The following is a 21,658-nucleotide window of genomic DNA, read 5'->3' as shown; positions in this document are numbered from 1 at the left end:
GCTTCGTGCGTTACGGAGGAAGCGTGATTTCCCAAGAGCTTGAAGTCAGCCTGCATATGGCATTCGTCGAGGCCCGTTCGGCTCGGCATGAGTTCATTACTGTCGAGCATTTATTGCTGTCGTTGCTGGACAACGCCTCGGCGGTCGAGGTGTTGCGCGCCTGCGCGGCCAACCTGGACGATTTGCACCGTAATCTGCGCCAATTCGTTACTGAAAACACGCCTGTGATTCCCAGTGGCGCAGAGGTGGATACCCAGCCGACCCTGGGTTTCCAGCGCGTGATTCAACGCGCCATCATGCATGTCTCGGCAGGCGGCACGGGCAAAAAGCCTGTTACCGGCGCCAATGTGCTGGTGGCCATTTTCGGTGAAAAGGATTCGCACGCCGTCTACTACCTGCAGCAGCAGGGCGTGACACGGTTGGATGTGGTCAATTTTCTGTCGCATGGCATCAGCAAGCAGCCGCAGGAAGAACCTTCGGCCGTACAGAAAGAACAGCAAAGTCCCGGAGAAGAGGGCGGGGAAGCCCGTCAGTCGCCGCTGGACCAATATGCCACCGACCTGAACGCTGCGGCGCTGGCTGGCCGCATCGATCCGCTCATCGGCCGCGAACACGAAGTCGAGCGCGTGATCCAGGTGCTGTGCCGCCGCCGCAAGAACAATCCCTTGCTGGTTGGCGAGGCAGGCGTGGGCAAAACGGCCATCGCCGAAGGCCTGGCCTGGCGCATCACGCGGGGTGAAGTGCCCGAGATCCTTCAGGCCGCCCAGGTCTACTCCCTGGACATGGGGGCGCTGCTTGCCGGCACGAAGTACCGCGGCGATTTCGAGCAACGGCTCAAGGGCGTGCTCAAGCAGATCCGCGGCAACCCCCATGCCGTGCTCTTCATCGATGAAATCCACACCCTCATCGGTGCCGGTTCGGCATCGGGCGGTACGTTGGACGCCTCCAATCTGCTCAAACCGGCGTTGTCGTCCGGGCAGCTCAAGTGCATTGGCGCGACCACCTATACCGAGTATCGCGGCGTCTTCGAGAAAGACCACGCGTTGTCGCGCCGCTTTCAGAAAATCGATGTCCCCGAACCCAGCGTCGAACAGACCGTGCAGATTCTGCGCGGCCTGAAGAGCCGCTTCGAAGAACATCACAGCGTGCGCTATTCGGCCGCCGCCTTGACCGCGGCTGCGGAGTTGTCGGCGCGTTACATTAATGACCGGCATCTGCCGGACAAGGCCATCGACGTGATCGATGAAGCCGGTGCAGCGCAGCGGCTGCTGCCCCGTTCGCGGCAGAAAAAGGTCATCGGCAAAGCCGAAATCGAAGCCATCGTTTCGAAGATCGCGCGCATCCCGCCGCAGTCGGTCTCCAATGACGATCGGAGCAAACTGGCCACACTGGATCGCGATTTGAAGACTGTCGTCTTCGGCCAGGACCAGGCCATTGATGCGCTGGCCGCGGCCATCAAGATGGCGCGCTCGGGGCTGGGCAAACCAGACAAACCCATTGGCGCTTTCCTTTTCTCTGGCCCCACCGGAGTGGGCAAGACCGAGGTTGCGCGCCAATTGGCGTTCACGTTGGGTATCGAGTTGCTGCGCTTTGACATGTCCGAGTACATGGAGCGCCATGCGGTCTCTCGCCTTATTGGTGCGCCTCCGGGCTATGTCGGCTTCGACCAGGGTGGCCTTTTGACCGAAGCCATCACCAAGCAGCCGCACTGCGTGCTGCTGCTCGATGAAATCGAAAAAGCCCATCCGGATATTTTCAATATCCTGCTGCATGTGATGGATCATGGCACGTTGACGGACAACAATGGCCGCAAGGCTGATTTCCGCAACGTCATCCTCATCATGACGACCAATGCCGGAGCCGAAACGCTCAATCGAGCCGCCATCGGCTTTACCAATACACGCGTGGTGGGCGACGAGATGGCGGAAATCCGGCGGATGTTCACGCCGGAGTTCCGTAACCGGCTGGATGCCATCATCCCCTTTGCGGCACTGGATCGCGAGATCATCCTGCGCGTGGTCGACAAGTTCCTCATGCAGCTCGAAGACCAGTTGCACGAGCGGCGCGTCGAGGCGGTGTTCACCGAGAAGCTGCGCGATTATCTGGCCAAACATGGCTTCGACCCGCTCATGGGTGCGCGGCCCATGCAACGGCTCATCCAGGACACCATCCGTCGGGCCCTGGCCGACGAACTGCTGTTCGGACGCCTGGTCGACGGCGGCAACGTCACCGTGGATTTCGACGGGGACGACAAGGTCGTGTTGTCCTTCGACGACTCGGGCAAGCCGTCCTCCAGCTCCAAGGACAAGCCGGAAGTCGAGTTGGTCGAATGATGCCCTCGGCTTAGGGTTCCAGTTGGAACACCATTCTCTTATCGCCTGCGAGCACTGTGCCAGCGTTTATCGCTGGCACAGTCTTGATCCGGGTGAGGCGGCTGCGTGCGAACGCTGTGGCTCCACGTTGTGGCGCTACAGTGGTTTGACGCTCTCGAGCTGGCTGGCGCTGGCGATCACCGGCCTGATCCTGTTTGCCGTGGTCAACACGTTTCCGGTGGCAGCCTTATCGGTTCAAGGCATGACCAGCGAAGCTACGCTGCTCGATGCCGTCGGGATCACCTGGCGTCAGGGCCATTATGTGGTGGCCTTCATGACAGGCACGGTGGGGTTCGTAATCCCGCTGCTGCAACTATGCGTGCTGCTATTTGTGCTGGCCCCGTTGTCGGTGGGCAAGTTGCCTTTCGGCTTTACCACCGTGGTGCGGCTGCTGGGGCTGCTGCGACCCTGGAGCATGGTGCAGGTGTTCCTGCTGGGTGTGCTGGTGTCCGTGGTCAAGTTGGCGGCCATGGCGGCCGTCGAGCCGCGGGTAGGCCTGTTTGCGTTTGGTGCACTGACCGTGTTTCTGACCATGCTGAGCCGCCTGGCACCGGCTGCCATCTGGCGCCTGGCCGAGCGCCGTGGTGTGGTGCCAGTGCATGTTCCGGATCTGGATACGGATACGATTCTGGCCGGCTGTCATGTGTGTGGTCAGGTGCAGGCCATCGACGAGGCTGCGGATCCCGAAACCACACACCATTGTCAGCGATGCGATGCCGTACTGCATTATCGCAAGCCCGATACGCTGGCGCGCACCTGGGCACTGCTGCTGGCTGCAGTGGTGTTTTATATTCCCGCCAACGTGCTGCCAGTGATGCGCGTCAGTTCCATTACTGGCGACAGTGCCCATACCATACTGGGTGGGGTGATTGAGCTGTGGGAAATGGGCTCCTGGGATATCGCGCTCATCGTTTTTGTGGCCAGTGTCGTCGTGCCATTGACAAAACTATTGTCTCTCGGCTTTCTGGCGCTGACATTGTAGTGGCGCAGCACGACCAATTTGCGGCAGCGCACCCGTCTCTACCAAATGGTTGAGTTCATCGGCCAATGGTCGATGCTCGACGTTTTCGTGGTTATCATTCTGGCGGCGTTGGCGGATTTCCAAGGTTTGATGGAAATCAGCGCGGGAGCCGGAGCCGCTTCGTTTGGCATGGTGGTTGTCCTGACCATGCTGGCGGCCATGAGCTTCGATCTGCGCCGTGCGTGGGATCTCGAAACTGAGTCGGAGTGGGACGCCGATCACCCCGAACTCGCGGCAGAACGCCAGCGGGTAATTGCTGAACATTAAGCTCCACTCACAAGGAAGCGCACGATATGGCTGAGCCGACCGACAAGCCAGATACTCCGTTGGGCAAGGTCAAAGTAACCAAGAAACAGCGCTCGCGTGTTTCCTGGATCTGGCTGGTGCCATTGGTGGCTGCGCTGGCGGGCCTGTCGCTGGTGGTGCGGACCTGGATGCAATCCGGTCCGGACATCACCATCGAATTCAATACCGCAGAAGGGCTGGAGGTCGGCAAGACCCAGGTCCGTTATAAAGATGTGACCATAGGCACGGTCAAAGGGATCCACTTCAACGAAGACCGCAGCAAAGTGGTGGTTGAAGCCGAACTGGCCAAGGAAGTCCAGAACATGGCCCGTGAGGGCACCAATTTCTGGGTGGTGCGCCCGCGTCTGGGCATCAGCGGCGTCTCCGGCTTGGGCACGCTGCTATCCGGTGCCTATATTGGCCTGGATGCCTCGGGCGACCCGCAGGAACTCGAGCGCAAACCGAGCAAATTCCATTTCGTGGGTCTGGAGACGCCGCCACCGGTCGAACATGACCGCCCCGGCAAGCGCTTTACCCTGCGCGCGTCCGACCTGGGGTCGCTCGATATCGGCTCGCCGGTGTATTACCGGCGTATCAGCGTCGGTCAGGTCATTGCTTATTCACTCACCGACGATGGCAGGGCCGTTGACGTAGAGGTTTTTGTCGATGCTCCAAACGACCGCTATGTCACCGAAGGTGCCAGGTTCTGGAACGCGAGCGGCGTCGATTTTTCCGTCAACGCAGAGGGCCTGAAGGTGCGTACGCAGTCCCTGGTGTCCGTTGCCGTCGGTGGCGTGGCCTTCGATAACGTGGTCAGTGGCGAAGACGAAGAGGCCAAGGCCGATACGCAGTTCCAGCTCTACGGCAGTGAAGCCAATGCCAAGGCCAATACGGATGGCACACCCTACCGGATCTGCATGCGGTTTGATCAGTCCGTGCGCGGCCTGTCTGTGGGTGCTCCCGTGGACTTCCAGGGCATCGTGCTGGGCGAAGTCACCAGTGTGGCCATTGATTTCGACGGCAGCAAGAAGCGCTTCTACGGCGTAGTCGATGCGACCATTTATCCGGAGCGGCTGGGTAGCCTGTTTGATGAAATCGTGCAGAGCGTGCAGCGTGATACGGGCAGCAAGGACCTGGCACCGGGCCGCACGTTGGCGGTGCTCGTCAAGTATGGTTTGCGCGCGCAACTGCGCTCGGCGAATTTGTTGACGGGCCAGATGTACGTGGTTCTGGATAATTTCCCGTCGGCAAAACCGGTCAACTACGAATTTACGGAACCCGCGAATATCCCGACCATTCCGGGGCAATTCGATCAGTTGCAGGAGCAGATCGGCAGCATTGTGGCCAAGATCGAGAAAATACCCTTCGATCAGATCGGCCAAGAGCTGCGCGTGACATTGTCCAATACCTCCAAACCGATGACGCGCCTGGACAAGGATATGGCGCCGGGGGCCGCGGCCATGATGAAGGAGGCGCGCCGCTCCATGGAGCAGATCAACGAGCTGCTGTCTTCGGATTCGCCGTTGCAGCTCAACGCCGATCGTTCCATGCAGGAGTTGTCGCGTGCAGCGCGTGCGTTGCGCAATCTGGCGGACTATCTGCAGGCCAATCCTCAATCCTTGTTGCGGGGCCGGGGTGCAGACCCCATCCCCGGCTCCGGCTCCGTCAGGAACTGACCATGAAACCCTTACGTCTTAGCGCCTCGCTCATTCTGCTGTCGTTGCTGGCCGCGTGCGGCAGCTCGCCGCCGGCGCGCTACTACACCTTGCAGACGCCGGCACCCAGCGCGACAGCGAGTGCGGGCAATGCGGGCTTCATGATTGAAGTCCTGCCTGTCATTGTTCCGGCGCAGGCCGATCAGCCGCAGATCATGTTGCGCACCGGCGAGGGCAGCATCGTACCGCTGTACTCGGAGCGCTGGAGTGCGCCACTGGGCGATGAACTGCGTGCGGCGCTGTCCGATGGCCTGACGCGGGATCTGGGCGTACTCGATGTCCGTGTGGTGCGCCCGCCCGTTGGCACGCCGGTCTGGCGCGTTCAGGCCGATGTGCAGCGCTTCGACGTCAGCGAACGAGGCCAGGCCGTGCTGGACGTCACATGGCGGGCTCGTCCGATCAGCGTGAAAGGGCAGGCCTTGATCTGCCGCAGTATTATCGCCTTGACCGCGCCCGGCACCGACATCCCGCACCTGGTTGTGGCGCAACAGCAGGCTGCCGCGCTGCTGGCTCGGACCATCGCATCCGGTATCCGGCAGGCTGGCCAGAACGCCGAACCGGCCGGCCCGCAGGTCATCATGCAGGGGTGCACGACCCTGTCTGAGGCCGCAGTTTTGCCAGAAGGTTAACCTCTGTCTTTTCAGGGTTAACCATTATTCCTATCGAGGTGCGACTTACTTAGCATTCGGTTCTACCGCCGGGCAGGTACAGCTGCGAGAAGTCGCGGCTGCCATCCGGTGGTGTCGAGGACGCGAAACGCTATGGCAAGCACCACCCTGGGCGTCAAGGTTGATGACGCATTGCGAGATCGCTTGAAAGCGGCAGCCCAAAAGCTGCAGTGCACGCCCCACTGGCTGCACAAACAGGCGCTGGTCGCTTATCTGGAAAAAATCGAGCGCGGGCATCTGCCGCCCGAGATGGCACACCTGGCCCGAGAGGACGAGAGCTCGGAAGAGGCGTTCGATGCCGGCCCGACGCCGCCTTTTTACGAGTTTGGCCAGGATGTTCAGCCGCAGTCGGTCCTGCGCGCGGCGATCACGTCGGCCTACCGACGCCCGGAACCCGAGTGTGTGCCTCTTTTATTGGGCCAGGCCCGCATGCCGCACCTGGAGAAAATCCACACCATGGCTGCCAGGCTCGTGCAGACGCTGCGCGATAAACGTACCGGCGGCGGTGTCGAGGGGCTGATTCAGGAGTTTTCGCTCTCCAGCCAGGAGGGTGTGGCATTAATGTGTCTTGCCGAGGCCTTGTTGCGCATCCCGGATCGCGCCACGCGTGATGCGCTTATCCGTGACAAGGTTGCCCGCGGCGACTGGAAGTCGCATATGGGGGGGGCGCAGTCGTTGTTCGTCAATGCCGCGACCTGGGGGCTGATGATCACCGGCAAGCTCGTGGCGGTAAGCAGCGAGCAATCCCTGTCGAAAGCCCTGACGCGTTTGATAGGCAAGGGCGGCGAGCCCTTGGTGCGCAAGGGCGTGAACATGGCCATGCGCATGATGGGCGAGCAGTTCGTGTCGGGCCAGACGATCTCGGAGGCCTTGGCCAACAACCGCAAGCTCGAAGCCAGGGGGGTTCGCTATTCCTACGATATGCTCGGCGAGGCAGCCACCACGGCCGAGGACGCCGACCGCTACAACGCGGCCTATGAGCAGGCCATCCATGCCATAGGCAAGGCCGCGGCCGGGCGGGGCATTTACGAAGGCCCGGGCATTTCCATCAAGCTTTCGGCGTTGCATCCTCGCTATGCCCGCGCGCAACGCGAGCGAGTGATCCGGGAATTGCTGCCGCGCATTCGTCATCTGGCCATCCTGGCACGCCAGTACGATATCGGCCTGAATATCGATGCCGAAGAAGCCGATCGACTCGAAATCTCGCTCGACCTGCTCGAGTCCTTGTGCTTTACCCCCGAGCTCGAGGGCTGGAGCGGCATCGGGTTCGTCATTCAGGCCTACCAGAAGCGCGCGCCTTTCGTCATCGACTATGTCGTTGACCTTGCCCGGCGCAGCGGTCATCGCCTGATGATCCGCCTGGTCAAGGGCGCATACTGGGACAGCGAGATCAAGCGGGCCCAGGTGGACGGCCTGGAGGGTTACCCTGTCTACACGCGTAAGGTTTACACCGACGTGGCGTATCTGGCCTGCGCGCGCAAGCTCCTGGCCGCGCCCGAGGCCGTCTATCCTCAGTTCGCCACGCACAACGCCTACACCGTGGCGGCCATTTATCATCTGGCCGGGCAGAACTACTACCCGGGCCAGTATGAGTTCCAGTGCCTGCATGGCATGGGCGAGCCGCTCTATGACGAAGTGGTGGGGGCCGCGGGGCAGGGTAAGCTGAATCGTCCTTGCCGTATTTATGCCCCTGTCGGGACGCATGAAACGCTGCTGGCTTATCTGGTGCGCCGCCTGCTGGAAAACGGCGCCAACACGTCCTTCGTCAATCTGATCGGCGATGACAGTATTTCGGTCGAGCAATTGGTCGCGGATCCCGTTCAGGCGGCAGCCCGTATCGTGCCACTGGGCGCTGCCCACGAAAAAATCCCTCTGCCGCGGGACCTTTATGGCAGCGCGCGAGCCAATTCCGCCGGTCTGGATCTGTCCAACGAGCACCGGCTGGGTTCGCTGTCGGCCGCGTTACAGGCCGGCGCCGCCACGCCCTGGCGCGCGATGCCCATGCTAGGCGACGCCGAATCCGCCTGGGACGAGGCGCGCGCCATGGACGTGCTCAATCCGGCTGACCAGCGCGATGTCGTTGGCCGCGTCATGGAGGCCGACGCACAGGCCGTCGACGCCGCACTGCGTGCCGCAGGTAATGCCGCGCCAATCTGGCAATCCACTCCGGTGCAGGCCCGGGCCCAGTGCCTGCGGCGTGCGGCCCGATTGCTCGAAGAGCAGATGCAGACATTGCTTGGTCTGATCGTGCGCGAGGCGGGTAAGACCTTGTCCAACGCCATCGCCGAGGTACGCGAAGCCGTAGATTTTCTGCGTTACTACGCCGACCAGGTCGAGCGCGAATTCGACAACGATACCCATCGGCCTCTGGGTCCTGTGCTGTGTATCAGCCCATGGAATTTCCCTTTGGCCATTTTCACCGGACAGGTCGCTGCGGCGCTGGCCGCGGGTAATACGGTGTTGGCCAAGCCGGCCGAACAGACGCCGCTCATTGCGGCGCAGGCGGTGGGCATTCTGCGCGCTGCCGGCATTCCGCCGGGAGCCGTGCAACTTCTGCCCGGGAAGGGAGAAACCATCGGTGCGGCCCTGGTGGCGCATCCGGGTGTGCGCGGCATCATGTTTACGGGTTCGACCGAGGTCGCGCGGCTGATCGCCCGTCAACTCGCCGACCGGCTTGATGACCGTGGCCATACCATTCCGCTCATTGCCGAAACCGGCGGCCAGAACGCCATGGTGGTGGACTCTTCTGCCCTGGCCGAGCAAGTGGTGGCCGACGTGCTGATTTCGGCGTTTGACTCTGCCGGGCAGCGGTGTTCAGCGTTGCGCGTGCTGTGCGTGCAGGAGGATAGCGCCGACCATGTCTTGACCATGCTGCGTGGCGCGATGCGAGAGTTACGCATGGGCAATCCTGACCGGCTCAGCACCGATGTCGGGCCGGTGATCGATTCCGAGGCGAGGCAGAACATCCTGCGTCATATCGACGAGATGCGAGCGGCCGGCCACGATGTGGTGCAGATAGAAGGTACCCCGGAATGCCGGTTTGGCAATTTCGTGCCGCCCACGCTCATAGAGATTAAAGATATTGCCGAGCTCAAGCGGGAAGTGTTCGGCCCGGTGCTCCACGTATTGCGGTATGCCCGCGGCGATTTGGATAGTGTGCTCAACAGTATCAATGCCACGGGTTACGGGCTGACTTTCGGCGTGCATACCCGTATCGATGAGACAGTGGTGCGCGTTGCCGAGTCGGTTCAGGCGGGCAATATCTACGTCAACCGCAATATCGTGGGTGCCGTTGTGGGGGTACAGCCCTTCGGAGGGGAAAATCTGTCCGGCACGGGGCCCAAAGCGGGCGGCCCGCTCTATCTCTACCGCCTTTTGTCGCTGCGGCCTGGCGGCTTGCCGCCATCGCTTGCCGGTGCAGGCCGAATGCCTTTGGACGTGACCCTGCCCGGTCCCACCGGAGAGACCAATACGTATCGAGTCGAGCCCCGCGGCGCCGTGTACTGCGTCGCAGCCACGATCGCGGGCGCGCGCGCGCAATGGGAGGCGGCGCGCCTGACCGGAAATCTCGCCTGGTTTGCCGATACGCCTGCTGCACGTGACTGGCTTGATTCGATGGATCCGGCAACTGTGCAGGAGCAAGTCGCCATACTGGACGACAGCGAAGTCGATCTGGCGGATTTTCAGGCAGTCCTGTTTGAAGGCGATGGCGACACGCTACGCCACCTCAATCAACGTATTGCCGCGCGTGAAGGGCCAATTTTGGCCGTCCATGGCCTGAGTCCCGATGAAGTGGCCGCAGGGGTGGCCTATGCGCCCGAGCGCTTGCTCAATGAGCGGGCAATCAGTGTCAATACCGCGGCGGCTGGAGGTAACGCCAGTCTCATGACGATTGGTTAGCGGTCCGAAAAACAGCGGGTTAGCCCGATGCGATGCCTCGGGTTATCTCCAATAGGCGTGTGGGTTGCACTGCGAGGAAAATCCGGTCGCACCTGCTGAACGGTTACGCTGCACGCCGCCCAGCGACTCACCCCCGGGGCTCAAAGCTCGTGGGGACAACAAGCTCACCCGCGTCACAAGCGTGGTTGAAGAAAGCCAGATTCAGTCGTCATCACGGAGGAAATCATGACGTTGCGCACCCCCATCAAGCTGCTGGCCGCGGGTATCGCCGCCGCCTGCCTCACCAGCGTGGCTCAGGCCGCTGATATCAAGTTCGGCTTCGCCGCGCCACTGACCGGACCGCAGTCGCACTACGGCGAAGACATGCAGAACGGGCTGACGCTAGCCCTCGAAGAAGCCAACCAGAAGGGCGTCAAGGTTGACGGTAAGCCGGTCAAATTCGTGCTGGTGTCGCGTGACGACCAGGCCGATGCGCGTGTGGCCGTGCAGGTTGCACAACAATTGGTGGACGAGGACGTCAACGGCATTCTTGGGCACTTCAATTCCGGCACGACCATTCCGGCCTCGCGCGTTTATCACGATGCCGGCCTGCCGCAGATTTCCATGGCCACGTCGCCCGAATACACCAAACAGGGTTACGAGACGACTTTCCGCATGATGACCAGCGACACCCAGCAGGGTGGGGCGGTGGGCAAATTCATGGTGGACAAGCTTCATGCCAAGAAGGTGGCATTGATCGACGACCGCACGGCTTATGGCCAGGGTCTGGCTGACGAGGTCGAGAAGGCCGTGAAAGCGGCCGGCGGCCAGATCGTGCGCCGCGAGTACACCACGGACAAGGCCAACGACTTCACCTCCATTCTGACCAACATCAAGGGTGTCGCTCCGGACGCGATTTTCTACGGCGGCCTCGATGCGCAGTCTGGCCCCATGAAGCGGCAAATGCAGACGCTGGGCCTGAAGGCACCGCTGGTTTCCGGTGAAATGACGCGCAGCGATACCTTCATCAAGCTGGCCGGTGATGCGGCAGAAGGTACGTACGCATCGCTGGCGGGCGTGCCGCTGGACAAAATGAGCGCTGGCAAGGATTTTGCGCAGCGCTACCAGACGCGCTTCAAGAAGGCCCCTGGTGTCTATGCGCCGTATGCCTATGACGGTGCGTGGAACATGATCACCGCCATCGAACATGCCGGTTCGGCCAAGCCGGAGAAGTACCTGCCAGAACTGGCCAAGCTCAACCGCAAGGGCGCGACCAGCGAGCACATCGCCTACGACGCCAATGGCGATCTGAAGGAAATTTCGGTCACCCTCTACCAGGTCAAGAATGGTAAGTGGGAAATGGTCGAGACCATGGTCAGCCAGGCACAGTAATCCTGATCAGGCGGCGCTTCGATGCGTCGCCCGCCGGGCGCGGCTTCTCGCCCGGCGGGGCTCATCCAGGCCCGTCCCTGCCGTGACGGCTTTTCCGCCCTTCTTTTCCGCGGGTAGTATGGATATCTTCATTCAACAACTCATCAATGGCCTGACGCTGGGTAGCGTCTATGCTCTCGTCGCGCTGGGCTACACGATGGTGTATGGCATCATTGGCTTGATCAATTTTGCGCATGGTGATGTGGTCATGATCGGCGCGATGACGGCCACCATGATTGCTGCCTCCCTGGTCGGCGCCGACGCCAATATGTCTGCCTTCGCCGTACTCGGGCTGGGCTTGCTGGTTTCGGTGCCGCTTTGCATGGCGGTGGGCTGGACCGCCGAGCGCGTGGCCTACCGGCCGCTGCGCCGCGCCCCGCGCCTGGCGGCGCTCATCACGGCCATCGGGGTGTCCATCATCCTGCAGAACCTGGCCATGATGGTGTGGGGTCGCAATTACCTCAATTTTCCCCAGATTCTTGCTCCTGAGGTGCTCGACATCTTTGGCGCGCGCATGAGCACGCTGCAGATCGCCATCGTCGTGATCGCCGCGCTCATTATGGGCGCCTTGCTGCTTGTCGTGCACAAAACCCGTCTGGGCACGGCGATGCGTGCCACGGCACAGAACCGCGAGGTCGCCGGCCTGATGGGGGTGAATATCAACACCGTGATCTCGGCGGCCTTCCTCATCGGTTCGGCGCTCGCGGCCGTGGCGGGCATGATGGTCACGACCTATTACGGCGTGTCGCAGTACACCATGGGATTCATGCTTGGGCTCAAGGCGTTCACGGCAGCGGTGCTGGGCGGCATTGGCAATCTGGTTGGCGCCATGGCGGGAGGCCTGCTGCTGGGTGTGATCGAGGCGCTGGGTTCGGGCTACATCGGAGATCTGACTGGCGGCTTCCTGGGCAGCCACTATCAGGATGTATTTGCCTTTATCGTTCTGGTGCTGGTGTTGATTTTCCGTCCCTCGGGTCTGCTGGGCGAACGTGTGGGAGACCGCGCATGAGCACCAGAAAAATTCCTGTCTCCACCTTGCTGGGCATCGTGTTGATCGGTGTGGTGCTGGCCGTGCTGCCCTTCGTACTGGGCATGGCCGGTCAGAGCTGGGTGCGTATTCTGAACTTTGCGCTTCTGTATGTGATGCTGGCGCTGGGTCTGAACATCGTAGTGGGTTTTGCCGGCCTGCTGGATTTGGGTTACATCGCGTTTTACGCCGTGGGTGCCTATACCTGGGCTTTGCTGGCCTCACCGCACTTCGGTCTGCATCTGCCGTTTTGGGCCATTCTGCCCATCGCGTTGCTGCTGGCCTGCCTCTTCGGGGTAATGCTGGGCGCGCCCACCCTGAAGCTGCGCGGGGACTACCTGGCTATCGTGACCTTGGGGTTCGGCGAGATCATTCGCATCTTCCTCAACAACCTGAATGCACCGATCAATATCACCAATGGTCCGCAGGGCATCAACCGAATCGATCCTTTCAAAATCGGTGATTTCAATTTCGGGCGGACGGAGACCCTTTTTGGCTTGCGCCTGACTGGGCCTGAGAAATACTACTATTTGCTGGTCCTGCTGACGCTGATCATAGTGTTGGTCTGCGCACGCCTGCAGAACTCACGCATCGGGCGCGCATGGGAAGCCATCCGCGAGGACGAAATCGCGGCCAAGGCCATGGGGATCAATACACGCAATATCAAGCTTCTGGCTTTCGCGATGGGCGCGTCCTTCGGCGGTGTGGCCGGTGCACTGTTCGCGTCGATGCAGGGCTTTGTCAGTCCCGAGAGTTTCAGCCTGACGGAGTCCATTTCCGTCCTTTGCATGGTGGTGCTGGGCGGCATGGGCAATATCGCCGGCGTCATTCTCGGGGCCATCATTCTGGCCGCGTTGCCCGAGTTTCTGCGTGCGGTGGTCGAGCCTGCGCAGAATTTCCTGTTTGGCTCGGTGGTGCTGGACCCCGAGGGCATACGCATGTTGCTCTTCGGTCTGGCCATGGTGTGCGTGATGCTGTTCCGGCCGGCGGGGCTATGGCCGTCGGCGGTACGCAAGCGTGAACTCGCCTCCACTGGGCGAGGAGGTGCGGCATGAGCAAGCTGTTGCAAGCTCAGGGCCTGGGCAAGCGGTTCGGTGGTTTGCGCGCCCTGACCGATGTGAGTTTCGATATCGAGGCGGGTGAGATCTACGGCTTGATCGGGCCCAACGGCGCCGGCAAGACGACGTTGTTCAATGTGCTCACCGGGCTGTATGTGCCAGAGGAAGGCCGCTGCGAGTTCAATGGACTGTCCATTGTAGGTAGCAAACCGCACCAAGTCGCGCAGGCCGGATTGGCGCGCACGTTTCAGAATATCCGGCTCTTTGCGAACCTGAGCGCGATCGAGAACGTGATGATTGGCAGGCATGCCCGCACGCGCTGCGGCGTGCTCGGAGCGGTATTTCGGTCCCGCGCGCAGCGCATCGAAGAGGCGGCCATTGAGCAGCGCGCGCATGAGTTGCTCGACTACGTCGGCATCGGCCCGCGTGCCAATGACCTCGCCCGCTCTCTTCCCTATGGAGACCAGCGCCGACTCGAGATCGCGCGCGCGCTGGCCACCGATCCTAGACTGTTGGCCCTTGACGAACCGGCTGCCGGCATGAACGCCTCCGAGACGTTGGTGCTGCGCCAGCTGATCGAGAAAATCCGCGACGACGGCATCACCGTGCTGCTCATCGAGCACGATATGAAGCTGGTCATGGGGTTGTGCGATCGCGTACTCGTGCTGGAGTACGGCAAGGTGTTGTCGATGGGGCGGCCTGCCGACGTCCAGCGAGATCCCAAGGTCATCGAAGCCTACCTGGGTGCGGGAGCGGCCACGGATCCCTTGTTGCATCTTTCAACGGAGCAGCCTTCATGACGCAGGCCTTGCTTGAACTACGCGGCCTGGAAGTGGCTTATGGCGGCATTCGTGCCGTTCGCGGTATTGATCTACATGTTCAGACTGGCGAGCTGGTCTGCCTGATTGGCGCCAACGGCGCCGGAAAAAGCACCACGCTGCGGGCCATCTGCGGCCTGGTGCCGGCTGCCGCTGGCGAGATTCACTATGAGGGGCAGCCCATCACGGGAGCAAAGTCCTTTGAGCTCGTGCGGCGCGGCCTGGTGATGGTCCCTGAAGGGCGTGGCATTTTCGGGCAATTGACTATCGAAGAAAATCTTGCCATGGGCGCTTATGTGCGTCGAGATGCCCAGCAGGTGCGCGAGGACACGGAAAAAGTGTTTGCGCTCTTTCCGCGGTTGGCTGAGCGCCGTCGCCAGGCCGCCGGCACGCTGTCGGGCGGCGAGCAGCAGATGGTGGCCATGGGACGGGCAATGATTGCGCGTCCCAAGCTGCTTTTGCTCGATGAGCCATCCATGGGGCTGGCACCGCTCATGGTGGACAAGGTCTTCGAAGTGGTGCGCAGCATTGCTGCGCAAGGCGTGACCATTTTGCTCATCGAGCAGAACGCCCGGCTGGCGTTGGAGCACGCCGATCGCGGCTACGTGATGGAGTCAGGTGAGATCACATTGACAGGTCCGGCGCGTGGCATGCTGGACGACCCCAAGGTGCGCGCTGCCTACTTGGGTGAAGTGCACGATCAGGCCTGAGCCTGTTGCACAGGCGGTGCGGCCGGTGGGCGATCGTGGCGCAGCCCCTAGCGCTGCCGCCAGACCGGTCGGGGTTGCCAGCACGAAGGCTGGCAACTGCCAGATATCTCGCATACCGCAGCCGCCATCCAGGCGGCGGCAGCGGCCCCAAGTGAGTGATCGGCAATGATTCAGCCAATGCCAGCGGGACATCACGTCCGTCGATGACTTCGGAGGCGTGGGCAGGACGAGGCTATCCCCTCGAGATCGAAAAAGAATATTGCGGGGGCGGGTCGGGCAACGTGGATGCGTGCTGGCTTTCGATAATGCACAACGGCGTCCCGGAGGACGCCGTTGTGGTGTCATGGCAGCCGACGGGGCCGGCTGCGCAGGTAGATCAGCTGTGATAGGCCGATTCACCGTGGCTGGTGACATCCAGCCCTTCGCGCTCTTGATCTTCCGGTACGCGCAGACCAAACACGGCATTGGCGATTTTGTAGGCAACGAAGGCAACCACACCGGACCAGACGATGGTCAGCAGGATGCTTTCGAGCTGGACCCAAACTTGGCCCAAAATGAGCGACGTGCTGTCCAGGCCCGGGCCGCCGAGCGCCTTGGCGTTGAACACACCGGTGAGCAGGGCGCCGATGATGCCGCCCACTCCATGTACGCCAAAGACGTCCAGCGCATCGTCGGCACGCAGCATACGCTTGAGGCCATTGACGCCCCAGACGCAGATCACGCCGGCGACCACGCCGATGATGAAGGCGCCCATGGGACCGACCAGACCGGCCGCGGGAGTGATGCCGACCAGGCCCGCGACAGCACCCGAGGCTGCGCCCAGAACGGAAGGCTTGCCCTTGATGGACCATTCCGTAGCGACCCAGGCCAACACGGCCGCAGCAGTGGCGATCATGGTGTTGAAGAAGGCCAGGGTGGCCGTTTCGTTGGCGGCCAAGGCCGAACCGGCGTTGAAGCCGAACCAGCCCACCCACAGCAACATCGCGCCGGTATAGGTCATGGGCAGGTTGTGCGGCTGTATCGCTTCACGGCCGTAGCCCACGCGCTTGCCGATCACGTGGGCACCCACCAGGCCGGCTACGCCAGCGTTGATGTGCACGACGGTACCGCCTGCGAAGTCTAGCGCCCCATGAGCATTGAGCAGACCAGGGGCCGTCTCGGAGGCAAACCAGACCATGTGTGCGATGGGGATGTAGGCAAACGTGAACCAGATCACCGTGAACAGCAGCACCGCCGAGAAGCGAGCGCGTTCGGCAAAGCTGCCGACGATCAGCGCGCAGGTGATGCCCGCGAATGTTGCCTGGAAGGAAGCGAACAGCAGCTCGGTCAGCGTGGCCGACATCGCATATTTGCCGTCTGTCACAGTGAACATGCCGGAGAAGAAAGCCCGCGACAGTCCGCCGAAGAAGGCGTTGCCTTCGGTAAAGGCCAAGGAGTAGCCGTAAATGAACCACAGCACGACGGCCAGCACGAAGGCGCACAACACCTGCATGAGAACCGACAACACGTTCTTGCTACGCACCAGGCCACCGTAGAACAGGGCCAAACCCGGCACGGCCATCATCAGCACGAGCAGGGTCGACACCATCAACCAGGAGATATCCGCTTTATCCATTTTTCATGGCTCCAATAGGGTCTTGATTCTTTTTCTTGCGTTCGTTCTCAGAGGGCGGCTTCGCCGGCCTCACCGGTGCGGATGCGAATGACTTGCTCCAGCGCAGCGGTGAAGATCTTTCCGTCCCCGATCTTGCCGGTGCGGGCTGCTTGCTCGATCGCTTCGACGACCTGGTCGACGAGGTGGTCGGGTACTGCGGCCTCGACCCGCAGCTTGGGCAGAAAATCAACGGCGTACTCCGCGCCGCGGTAGAGCTCGGTGTGACCTTTCTGGCGTCCGAAGCCCTTGACTTCAGTGACAGTCAGACCCTGGACACCGATCCCGGACAGCGCCACCCGCACTTCGTCCAGCTTGAATGGCTTGATGATGGCGATGACAAGTTTCATGGCTTATTCCTCTCATGGTTGCACGTGGGCATGGAGATTGAAGCAAGTTCCATGCCACCTTTTCTGTCCCGGTGCCTGGGCGAGGAAACCGCTTTGGGAGGCACCGCCGTTGCGCGTTGGCACCAAAGCAGTGCGTATGTGCGAGCATTTCGCATCAATGCAGTGCGCAAGCTTTGCGCACCTTGCATGCGGCGATGATGGGTGATGCGGTGCCGGGGGGGCCGTAGAAGTGTTGCAAATTGCTGGGCTAGCTGTGAACTGTCAATAGGTTGTATTCGTCCAGGTTGAGTCTGGAGATGGGTACAGCGCGCCCGATGCCTTGGTGGGGTCGATGCCAGTTGTAGTGGTGTAGCCAGGATTTCATGGCATCGGCTCGGTGTTGGGAGTTCTGGTAGGTGTGAGCGTAAGCCCACTCACGCAAGGCCGACTGGATGAAGCGTTCGGCCTTGCCATTGGTCTGTGGGCGGTAAGGTCGGGTAAAGCGGTGCTTGATGCCCAGCTCATGGCACAGCGCGGCGAAGGCGCGGCTGCGAAAGGCCGAGCCATTGTCGGTGAGCAAGCGCTGGATGGTCACGCCCAGGCGCTGGTAGTAGGCCACTGCGTCCTTGAGGAACTGGACGGCGCTGGGGAAGCGCTCGTCGGGGTGGATGTCGGTGAAGGCCACGCGGGCGTGGTCATCGATGGCCACGAAGACGAAGTCCCAGCCGGCCCCCTCAACGGTATCGCGTCGGTTGCCCGTGACCCGGTGGCCAGGGCGCTGGATACGTCCCAGCTTCTTGATGTCGATGTGCAGCAGATCGCCGGGGGCCTGATGCTCGTAGCGCACCACCGGCTCGGCCGGCTCCAGGTCGGCCAGGTGCGACAGACCGGCGCGGGCCAGGACGCGGCTGACGGTGCTGGCTGACACGCCCAGCGCCTGGGCGATGCGCGCTTGGGTCAGCCGCTTGCGGCGCAGCTCCACGATAGCCAGCGCCTTGGCCGGCGCAATCGCTCGGGGCGAGACCGTCGGGCGCGAGGACGCATCGGCCAAGCCCGCCTGGCCCTGAGCCAGAAAGCGGCCCAGCCATTTGCGCACAGTCGGCGCGGTGACCCCATAGGCGCGGGCCGCTTCAGGCACACAAACTTGATGGGCGATCAATTGCTGGACCATTTCGAGGCGACGTAGGAAGGTCAATCGGGCATGCTTATGGGTGTTCATCCGGCCGGGCTCCTTGAGTGAACTGGGGGGTTGGCGATTTCCAGTTTCTCAAATCCGGTTCGGATGAACCATGCATACAACCTATTGAATCTTCACAGCTAGATGGCGCAGCGCGTCGGTGGATGGCTGGCGGGCTGGCGCCCCGCGTTGGCCTGCCGGAGCCTTGCTGGCCGGGTCAGGCGCCTTGGCGGGGTGGTGGCCAGCATGGCAGCGGATACCACGTAGATGCCCATCGGCCGGCATGCTTTGTCATGTTTGAAACGCCGGATTACAGCTAGTCGCTTGTTGCGGGGCCGTAGCTAATGAAGAATCAATTCAGTGCGGGCCCTGCAACAGGCCCGCCTCGGTGTGAAGGTCGCGGCAATCGGTTTTCGCACCGTCATGTGGGCCGGTCTAGGGCGGCTGGCCCGGAGTCGCCGCTTTGGCGATGCCGTTTTTCTCCTGTGCTTTGAAAGGCGGCGCCGTCTCCGGGCCGCTTTTTTTTGGTTCATCGCGGAATAGCGTGGAGCCGTGCTTGATTGCCGTTACGCTTGATCCTTGATTTTTCAAGGATCAAGGCCGGGATCATGCTGGACCGCAAGACGATCGAGAGGTTGGGTGGGTGGGAAGGTTATCGGGTGGAGCGGGTCGTGTGGCCTGAAGGTGAGAGCCGGACGGTCACGATTTACCTGAAGCCTTCAGCGCGAACGATGCACTGCGAGCACTGCGGCAACCGATGTCGGCAGGTGCATGAGACGACCACGCGCCGGGTGCGGGATCTGCCGCTAATGGCGCTGCGAGTGACGCTGGTAGTGCCGCGTCGGCGGGTCTGGTGCGAGCAGTGCGGTGGACCGCATCTGGAGAGGCTGAGCTGGCTGGGCCGTTACCAGCGAGTGACCGACCGGCTGGCCGAGGCGGTCAGCCAGTTGCTTGAGTCCAGCAACATTCTGGCCGTGGCGCGCTTCTTCCAACTGGGTTGGCACACGGTCAAGGCGCTGGACAAGGCCCTGCTGCGACGGGCGATCCAAGAGCCGGACTGGAGTCAGATCCACTACCTAGCGATGGACGAGTTCGCTCTACACAAGGGCCATCGTTATGCCACGGTCGTTGTCGATCCGATCCGCCGTCAGGTGCTATGGATCGGTGATGGCCGCTCGCGCGAGACGGCCAGAGCCTTCTTCGAACAACTGCCAACTGGGGTTGCCCAGCAGATCCGGGCCGTAGCGATCGACATGACGACGGCCTATGAGCTGGAGATCCAGGCCAACTGCCCCAACGCCGAGATCGTCTACGACCTGTTCCACGTCGTGGCCAAGTACGGCCGTGAAGTGATAGACCGGGTGCGTGTAGACCAAGCGAACCAGTTGCGGCACGACAAGCCGGCCCGCCGGGTGATCAAGTCCAGTCGCTGGCTACTGCTGCGCAATCGCAAAAACCTCGATCCGTGCCAATCGGTAAAGTTGGACGAGTTGCTCCAGGCCAACCAGCCCTTGCTCACCGCTTATCTGATGCGCGATGAGCTCAAACAGCTGTGGTTCTACCAACACCCCGGCTACGCCCGCCAGGCATGGGATCACTGGCTGCAACAGGCTCAGGGCAGCGGCATCGCCGCCTTGGCTCACTTCGCGCTCAAGCTAAAAGCCTATCTGCACGGGATTCTGTCTCGCTGTCGCCACCGGCTCAACACCAGCATCGTCGAGGGCATCAACAACACCATCAAAGTCATCAAGCGCCGCGCCTACGGCTACCGCGATCAGGAGTACTTCTTCCTCAAGATCCGGTCTGCATTCCCCGGTATTCCTCGATGAACCTTTTTTTTGGTTCATCGCGGAATAGCGTGGAGCCGTGCTTGATTGCCGTTACGCTTGATCCTTGATTTTTCAAGGATCAAGGCCGGGATCATGCTGGACCGCAAGACGATCGAGAGGTTGGGTGGGTGGGAAGGTTATCGGGTGGAGCGGGTCGTGTGGCCTGAAGGTGAGAGCCGGACGGTCACGATTTACCTGAAGCCTTCAGCGCGAACGATGCACTGCGAGCACTGCGGCAACCGATGTCGGCAGGTGCATGAGACGACCACGCGCCGGGTGCGGGATCTGCCGCTAATGGCGCTGCGAGTGACGCTGGTAGTGCCGCGTCGGCGGGTCTGGTGCGAGCAGTGCGGTGGACCGCATCTGGAGAGGCTGAGCTGGCTGGGCCGTTACCAGCGAGTGACCGACCGGCTGGCCGAGGCGGTCAGCCAGTTGCTTGAGTCCAGCAACATTCTGGCCGTGGCGCGCTTCTTCCAACTGGGTTGGCACACGGTCAAGGCGCTGGACAAGGCCCTGCTGCGACGGGCGATCCAAGAGCCGGACTGGAGCCAGATCCACTACCTAGCGATGGACGAGTTCGCTCTACACAAGGGCCATCGTTATGCCACGGTCGTTGTCGATCCGATCCGCCGTCAGGTGCTATGGATCGGTGATGGCCGCTCGCGCGAGACGGCCAGAGCCTTCTTCGAACAACTGCCAACTGGGGTTGCCCAGCAGATCCGGGCCGTAGCGATCGACATGACGACGGCCTATGAGCTGGAGATCCAGGCCAACTGCCCCAACGCCGAGATCGTCTACGACCTGTTCCACGTCGTGGCCAAGTACGGCCGTGAAGTGATAGACCGGGTGCGTGTAGACCAAGCGAACCAGTTGCGGCACGACAAGCCGGCCCGCCGGGTGATCAAGTCCAGTCGCTGGCTACTGCTGCGCAATCGCAAAAACCTCGATCCGTGCCAATCGGTAAAGTTGGACGAGTTGCTCCAGGCCAACCAGCCCTTGCTCACCGCTTATCTGATGCGCGATGAGCTCAAACAGCTGTGGTTCTACCAACACCCCGGCTACGCCCGCCAGGCATGGGATCACTGGCTGCAACAGGCTCGGGGCAGCGGCATCGCCGCCTTGGCTCACTTCGCGCTCAAGCTAAAAGCCTATCTGCACGGGATTCTGTCTCGCTGTCGCCACCGGCTCAACACCAGCATCGTCGAGGGCATCAACAACACCATCAAAGTCATCAAGCGCCGCGCCTACGGCTACCGCGATCAGGAGTACTTCTTCCTCAAGATCCGGTCTGCATTCCCCGGTATTCCTCGATGAACCATTTTTTTCGCCTGGAGGTCTTACACTCCGGGTATGACTGTTTCAATGAGGGCACTATGAACCGTACCCAATGGATGGAAGACCTGCAGAAGAATGTATCGGACCTCATCGCCCGCAGCCCTGCTGCGGACGTGGAGCGAAATGTGCGCGCAATGCTGACCCAGGGGTTTGCTCGCCTAGACCTCATCACGCGTGAAGAGTTCGACGTGCAGACCGAGTTGCTGGCGCGCGCCCGCACGCGCATCGACCAATTGTCGGCCCAGCTCCAGCAACTGGAGGCGCGGGTCAATACGCTGGCCGGCGAAGCGCCCCGCGAATAAACCACTGAGCGGGGGCGGGCAGGGCGCTGTCTTGCGGTAACTCGCAAGGGA

The 21,658-nt window shown here is 61.7% G+C and carries 15 protein-coding genes and 1 pseudogene; 13 read left to right on the top strand and 3 right to left on the bottom strand.

Annotated elements, in window-relative coordinates:
- Window positions 1-23 precede the first annotated feature (23 nt).
- From clpA to LK440_RS10590, 10 genes and pseudogenes are all read left to right on the top strand, one after another.
- Window positions 24-2,333 carry an ATP-dependent Clp protease ATP-binding subunit ClpA gene (gene clpA / locus LK440_RS10635; RefSeq protein WP_005012839.1) on the top strand — a complete coding sequence of 770 codons (2,310 nt, stop codon included), beginning with the start codon at window positions 24-26 and terminating at the stop codon, window positions 2,331-2,333.
- A gap of 22 nt (window positions 2,334-2,355) precedes the next feature.
- Window positions 2,356-3,660 (top strand): annotated as a pseudogene (locus LK440_RS10630) (paraquat-inducible protein A).
- Between the two features lie 26 nt (window positions 3,661-3,686).
- Window positions 3,687-5,354 carry a PqiB family protein gene (locus LK440_RS10625; RefSeq protein ID WP_005012840.1) on the top strand — a complete coding sequence of 556 codons (1,668 nt, stop codon included), beginning with the start codon at window positions 3,687-3,689 and terminating at the stop codon, window positions 5,352-5,354.
- 2 nt (window positions 5,355-5,356) lie between these two features.
- On the top strand, window positions 5,357-6,022 hold the full coding sequence (locus tag LK440_RS10620) for a PqiC family protein (protein ID WP_005012841.1): 666 nt from the start codon (window positions 5,357-5,359) through the stop codon (window positions 6,020-6,022).
- 132 nt (window positions 6,023-6,154) lie between these two features.
- The gene (gene putA / locus LK440_RS10615; protein ID WP_005012843.1) at window positions 6,155-9,961 is read left to right on the top strand and encodes a trifunctional transcriptional regulator/proline dehydrogenase/L-glutamate gamma-semialdehyde dehydrogenase; all 3,807 of its coding nucleotides are present in this window, start codon (window positions 6,155-6,157) and stop codon (window positions 9,959-9,961) included.
- A gap of 225 nt (window positions 9,962-10,186) precedes the next feature.
- Window positions 10,187-11,332: a branched-chain amino acid ABC transporter substrate-binding protein gene (locus LK440_RS10610; protein ID WP_005012844.1), complete on the top strand. Its 1,146-nt coding sequence runs from the start codon at window positions 10,187-10,189 to the stop codon at window positions 11,330-11,332.
- Window positions 11,286-12,380, top strand: coding sequence for a branched-chain amino acid ABC transporter permease (locus LK440_RS10605; RefSeq protein WP_406564572.1), 1,095 nt, complete (start codon window positions 11,286-11,288; stop codon window positions 12,378-12,380). Before LK440_RS10610 ends, LK440_RS10605 begins: the two co-directional genes overlap by 47 nt.
- Window positions 12,377-13,453, top strand: a complete 1,077-nt coding sequence (locus LK440_RS10600) for an ABC transporter permease subunit (protein ID WP_005012848.1) — start codon at window positions 12,377-12,379, stop codon at window positions 13,451-13,453. The genes LK440_RS10605 and LK440_RS10600 overlap by 4 nt, the downstream gene beginning before the upstream one ends.
- Window positions 13,450-14,256: an ABC transporter ATP-binding protein gene (locus LK440_RS10595; protein ID WP_005012850.1), complete on the top strand. Its 807-nt coding sequence runs from the start codon at window positions 13,450-13,452 to the stop codon at window positions 14,254-14,256. The genes LK440_RS10600 and LK440_RS10595 overlap by 4 nt, the downstream gene beginning before the upstream one ends.
- Window positions 14,253-14,984 carry an ABC transporter ATP-binding protein gene (locus tag LK440_RS10590; RefSeq protein WP_005012851.1) on the top strand — a complete coding sequence of 244 codons (732 nt, stop codon included), beginning with the start codon at window positions 14,253-14,255 and terminating at the stop codon, window positions 14,982-14,984. Before LK440_RS10595 ends, LK440_RS10590 begins: the two co-directional genes overlap by 4 nt.
- Before the next feature lie 376 nt (window positions 14,985-15,360).
- Here the strand turns inward: LK440_RS10590 and amt are convergent, their stop codons facing one another.
- From amt to LK440_RS10575, 3 genes are all read right to left on the bottom strand, one after another.
- On the bottom strand, window positions 15,361-16,599 hold the full coding sequence (amt, locus tag LK440_RS10585) for an ammonium transporter (protein ID WP_005012853.1): 1,239 nt from the start codon (window positions 16,597-16,599) through the stop codon (window positions 15,361-15,363).
- A 47-nt stretch (window positions 16,600-16,646) separates the two neighbouring features.
- A complete protein-coding gene (locus tag LK440_RS10580) occupies window positions 16,647-16,985 on the bottom strand; it encodes a P-II family nitrogen regulator (protein ID WP_005012854.1) in 339 nt (112 codons plus the stop codon).
- A 247-nt stretch (window positions 16,986-17,232) separates the two neighbouring features.
- Window positions 17,233-18,183 carry an IS481-like element IS481 family transposase gene (locus LK440_RS10575; protein WP_005012067.1) on the bottom strand — a complete coding sequence of 317 codons (951 nt, stop codon included), beginning with the start codon at window positions 18,181-18,183 and terminating at the stop codon, window positions 17,233-17,235.
- Between the two features lie 566 nt (window positions 18,184-18,749).
- Here LK440_RS10575 and LK440_RS10570 point away from each other — a divergent pair.
- The 3 genes from LK440_RS10570 (at window position 18,750) to LK440_RS10560 (ending at window position 21,607) form a co-directional block, all read left to right on the top strand.
- On the top strand, window positions 18,750-19,970 hold the full coding sequence (locus LK440_RS10570; RefSeq protein ID WP_005011985.1) for an ISL3 family transposase: 1,221 nt from the start codon (window positions 18,750-18,752) through the stop codon (window positions 19,968-19,970).
- Between the two features lie 93 nt (window positions 19,971-20,063).
- Complete coding sequence (locus LK440_RS10565) at window positions 20,064-21,284, top strand: ISL3 family transposase (protein ID WP_005012861.1); 1,221 nt, start codon at window positions 20,064-20,066, stop codon at window positions 21,282-21,284.
- A gap of 59 nt (window positions 21,285-21,343) precedes the next feature.
- Window positions 21,344-21,607 carry an accessory factor UbiK family protein gene (locus LK440_RS10560; RefSeq protein ID WP_005012863.1) on the top strand — a complete coding sequence of 88 codons (264 nt, stop codon included), beginning with the start codon at window positions 21,344-21,346 and terminating at the stop codon, window positions 21,605-21,607.
- Window positions 21,608-21,658 lie beyond the last annotated feature (51 nt).

The organism is Bordetella holmesii, assembly GCF_020735985.1.
In the GTDB taxonomy this organism is placed as follows: domain Bacteria; phylum Pseudomonadota; class Gammaproteobacteria; order Burkholderiales; family Burkholderiaceae_B; genus Bordetella; species Bordetella holmesii.
This window is presented reverse-complemented; position numbering and strand designations above follow the sequence as displayed.

Coding starts and splice junctions, on each gene's coding strand:
- LK440_RS10625 (WP_005012840.1), top strand. CDS start 3,687: ATGGCTGAGCCGACCGACAAGCCAGATACTCCGTTGGGCAAGGTCAAA.
- LK440_RS10620 (WP_005012841.1), top strand. CDS start 5,357: ATGAAACCCTTACGTCTTAGCGCCTCGCTCATTCTGCTGTCGTTGCTG.
- putA (WP_005012843.1), top strand. CDS start 6,155: ATGGCAAGCACCACCCTGGGCGTCAAGGTTGATGACGCATTGCGAGAT.
- LK440_RS10610 (WP_005012844.1), top strand. CDS start 10,187: ATGACGTTGCGCACCCCCATCAAGCTGCTGGCCGCGGGTATCGCCGCC.
- LK440_RS10605 (WP_406564572.1), top strand. CDS start 11,286: ATGGTAAGTGGGAAATGGTCGAGACCATGGTCAGCCAGGCACAGTAAT.
- LK440_RS10600 (WP_005012848.1), top strand. CDS start 12,377: ATGAGCACCAGAAAAATTCCTGTCTCCACCTTGCTGGGCATCGTGTTG.
- LK440_RS10595 (WP_005012850.1), top strand. CDS start 13,450: ATGAGCAAGCTGTTGCAAGCTCAGGGCCTGGGCAAGCGGTTCGGTGGT.
- LK440_RS10590 (WP_005012851.1), top strand. CDS start 14,253: ATGACGCAGGCCTTGCTTGAACTACGCGGCCTGGAAGTGGCTTATGGC.
- amt (WP_005012853.1), bottom strand. CDS start 16,599: ATGGATAAAGCGGATATCTCCTGGTTGATGGTGTCGACCCTGCTCGTG.
- LK440_RS10580 (WP_005012854.1), bottom strand. CDS start 16,985: ATGAAACTTGTCATCGCCATCATCAAGCCATTCAAGCTGGACGAAGTG.
- LK440_RS10575 (WP_005012067.1), bottom strand. CDS start 18,183: ATGAACACCCATAAGCATGCCCGATTGACCTTCCTACGTCGCCTCGAA.
- LK440_RS10570 (WP_005011985.1), top strand. CDS start 18,750: ATGCTGGACCGCAAGACGATCGAGAGGTTGGGTGGGTGGGAAGGTTAT.
- LK440_RS10565 (WP_005012861.1), top strand. CDS start 20,064: ATGCTGGACCGCAAGACGATCGAGAGGTTGGGTGGGTGGGAAGGTTAT.
- LK440_RS10560 (WP_005012863.1), top strand. CDS start 21,344: ATGAACCGTACCCAATGGATGGAAGACCTGCAGAAGAATGTATCGGAC.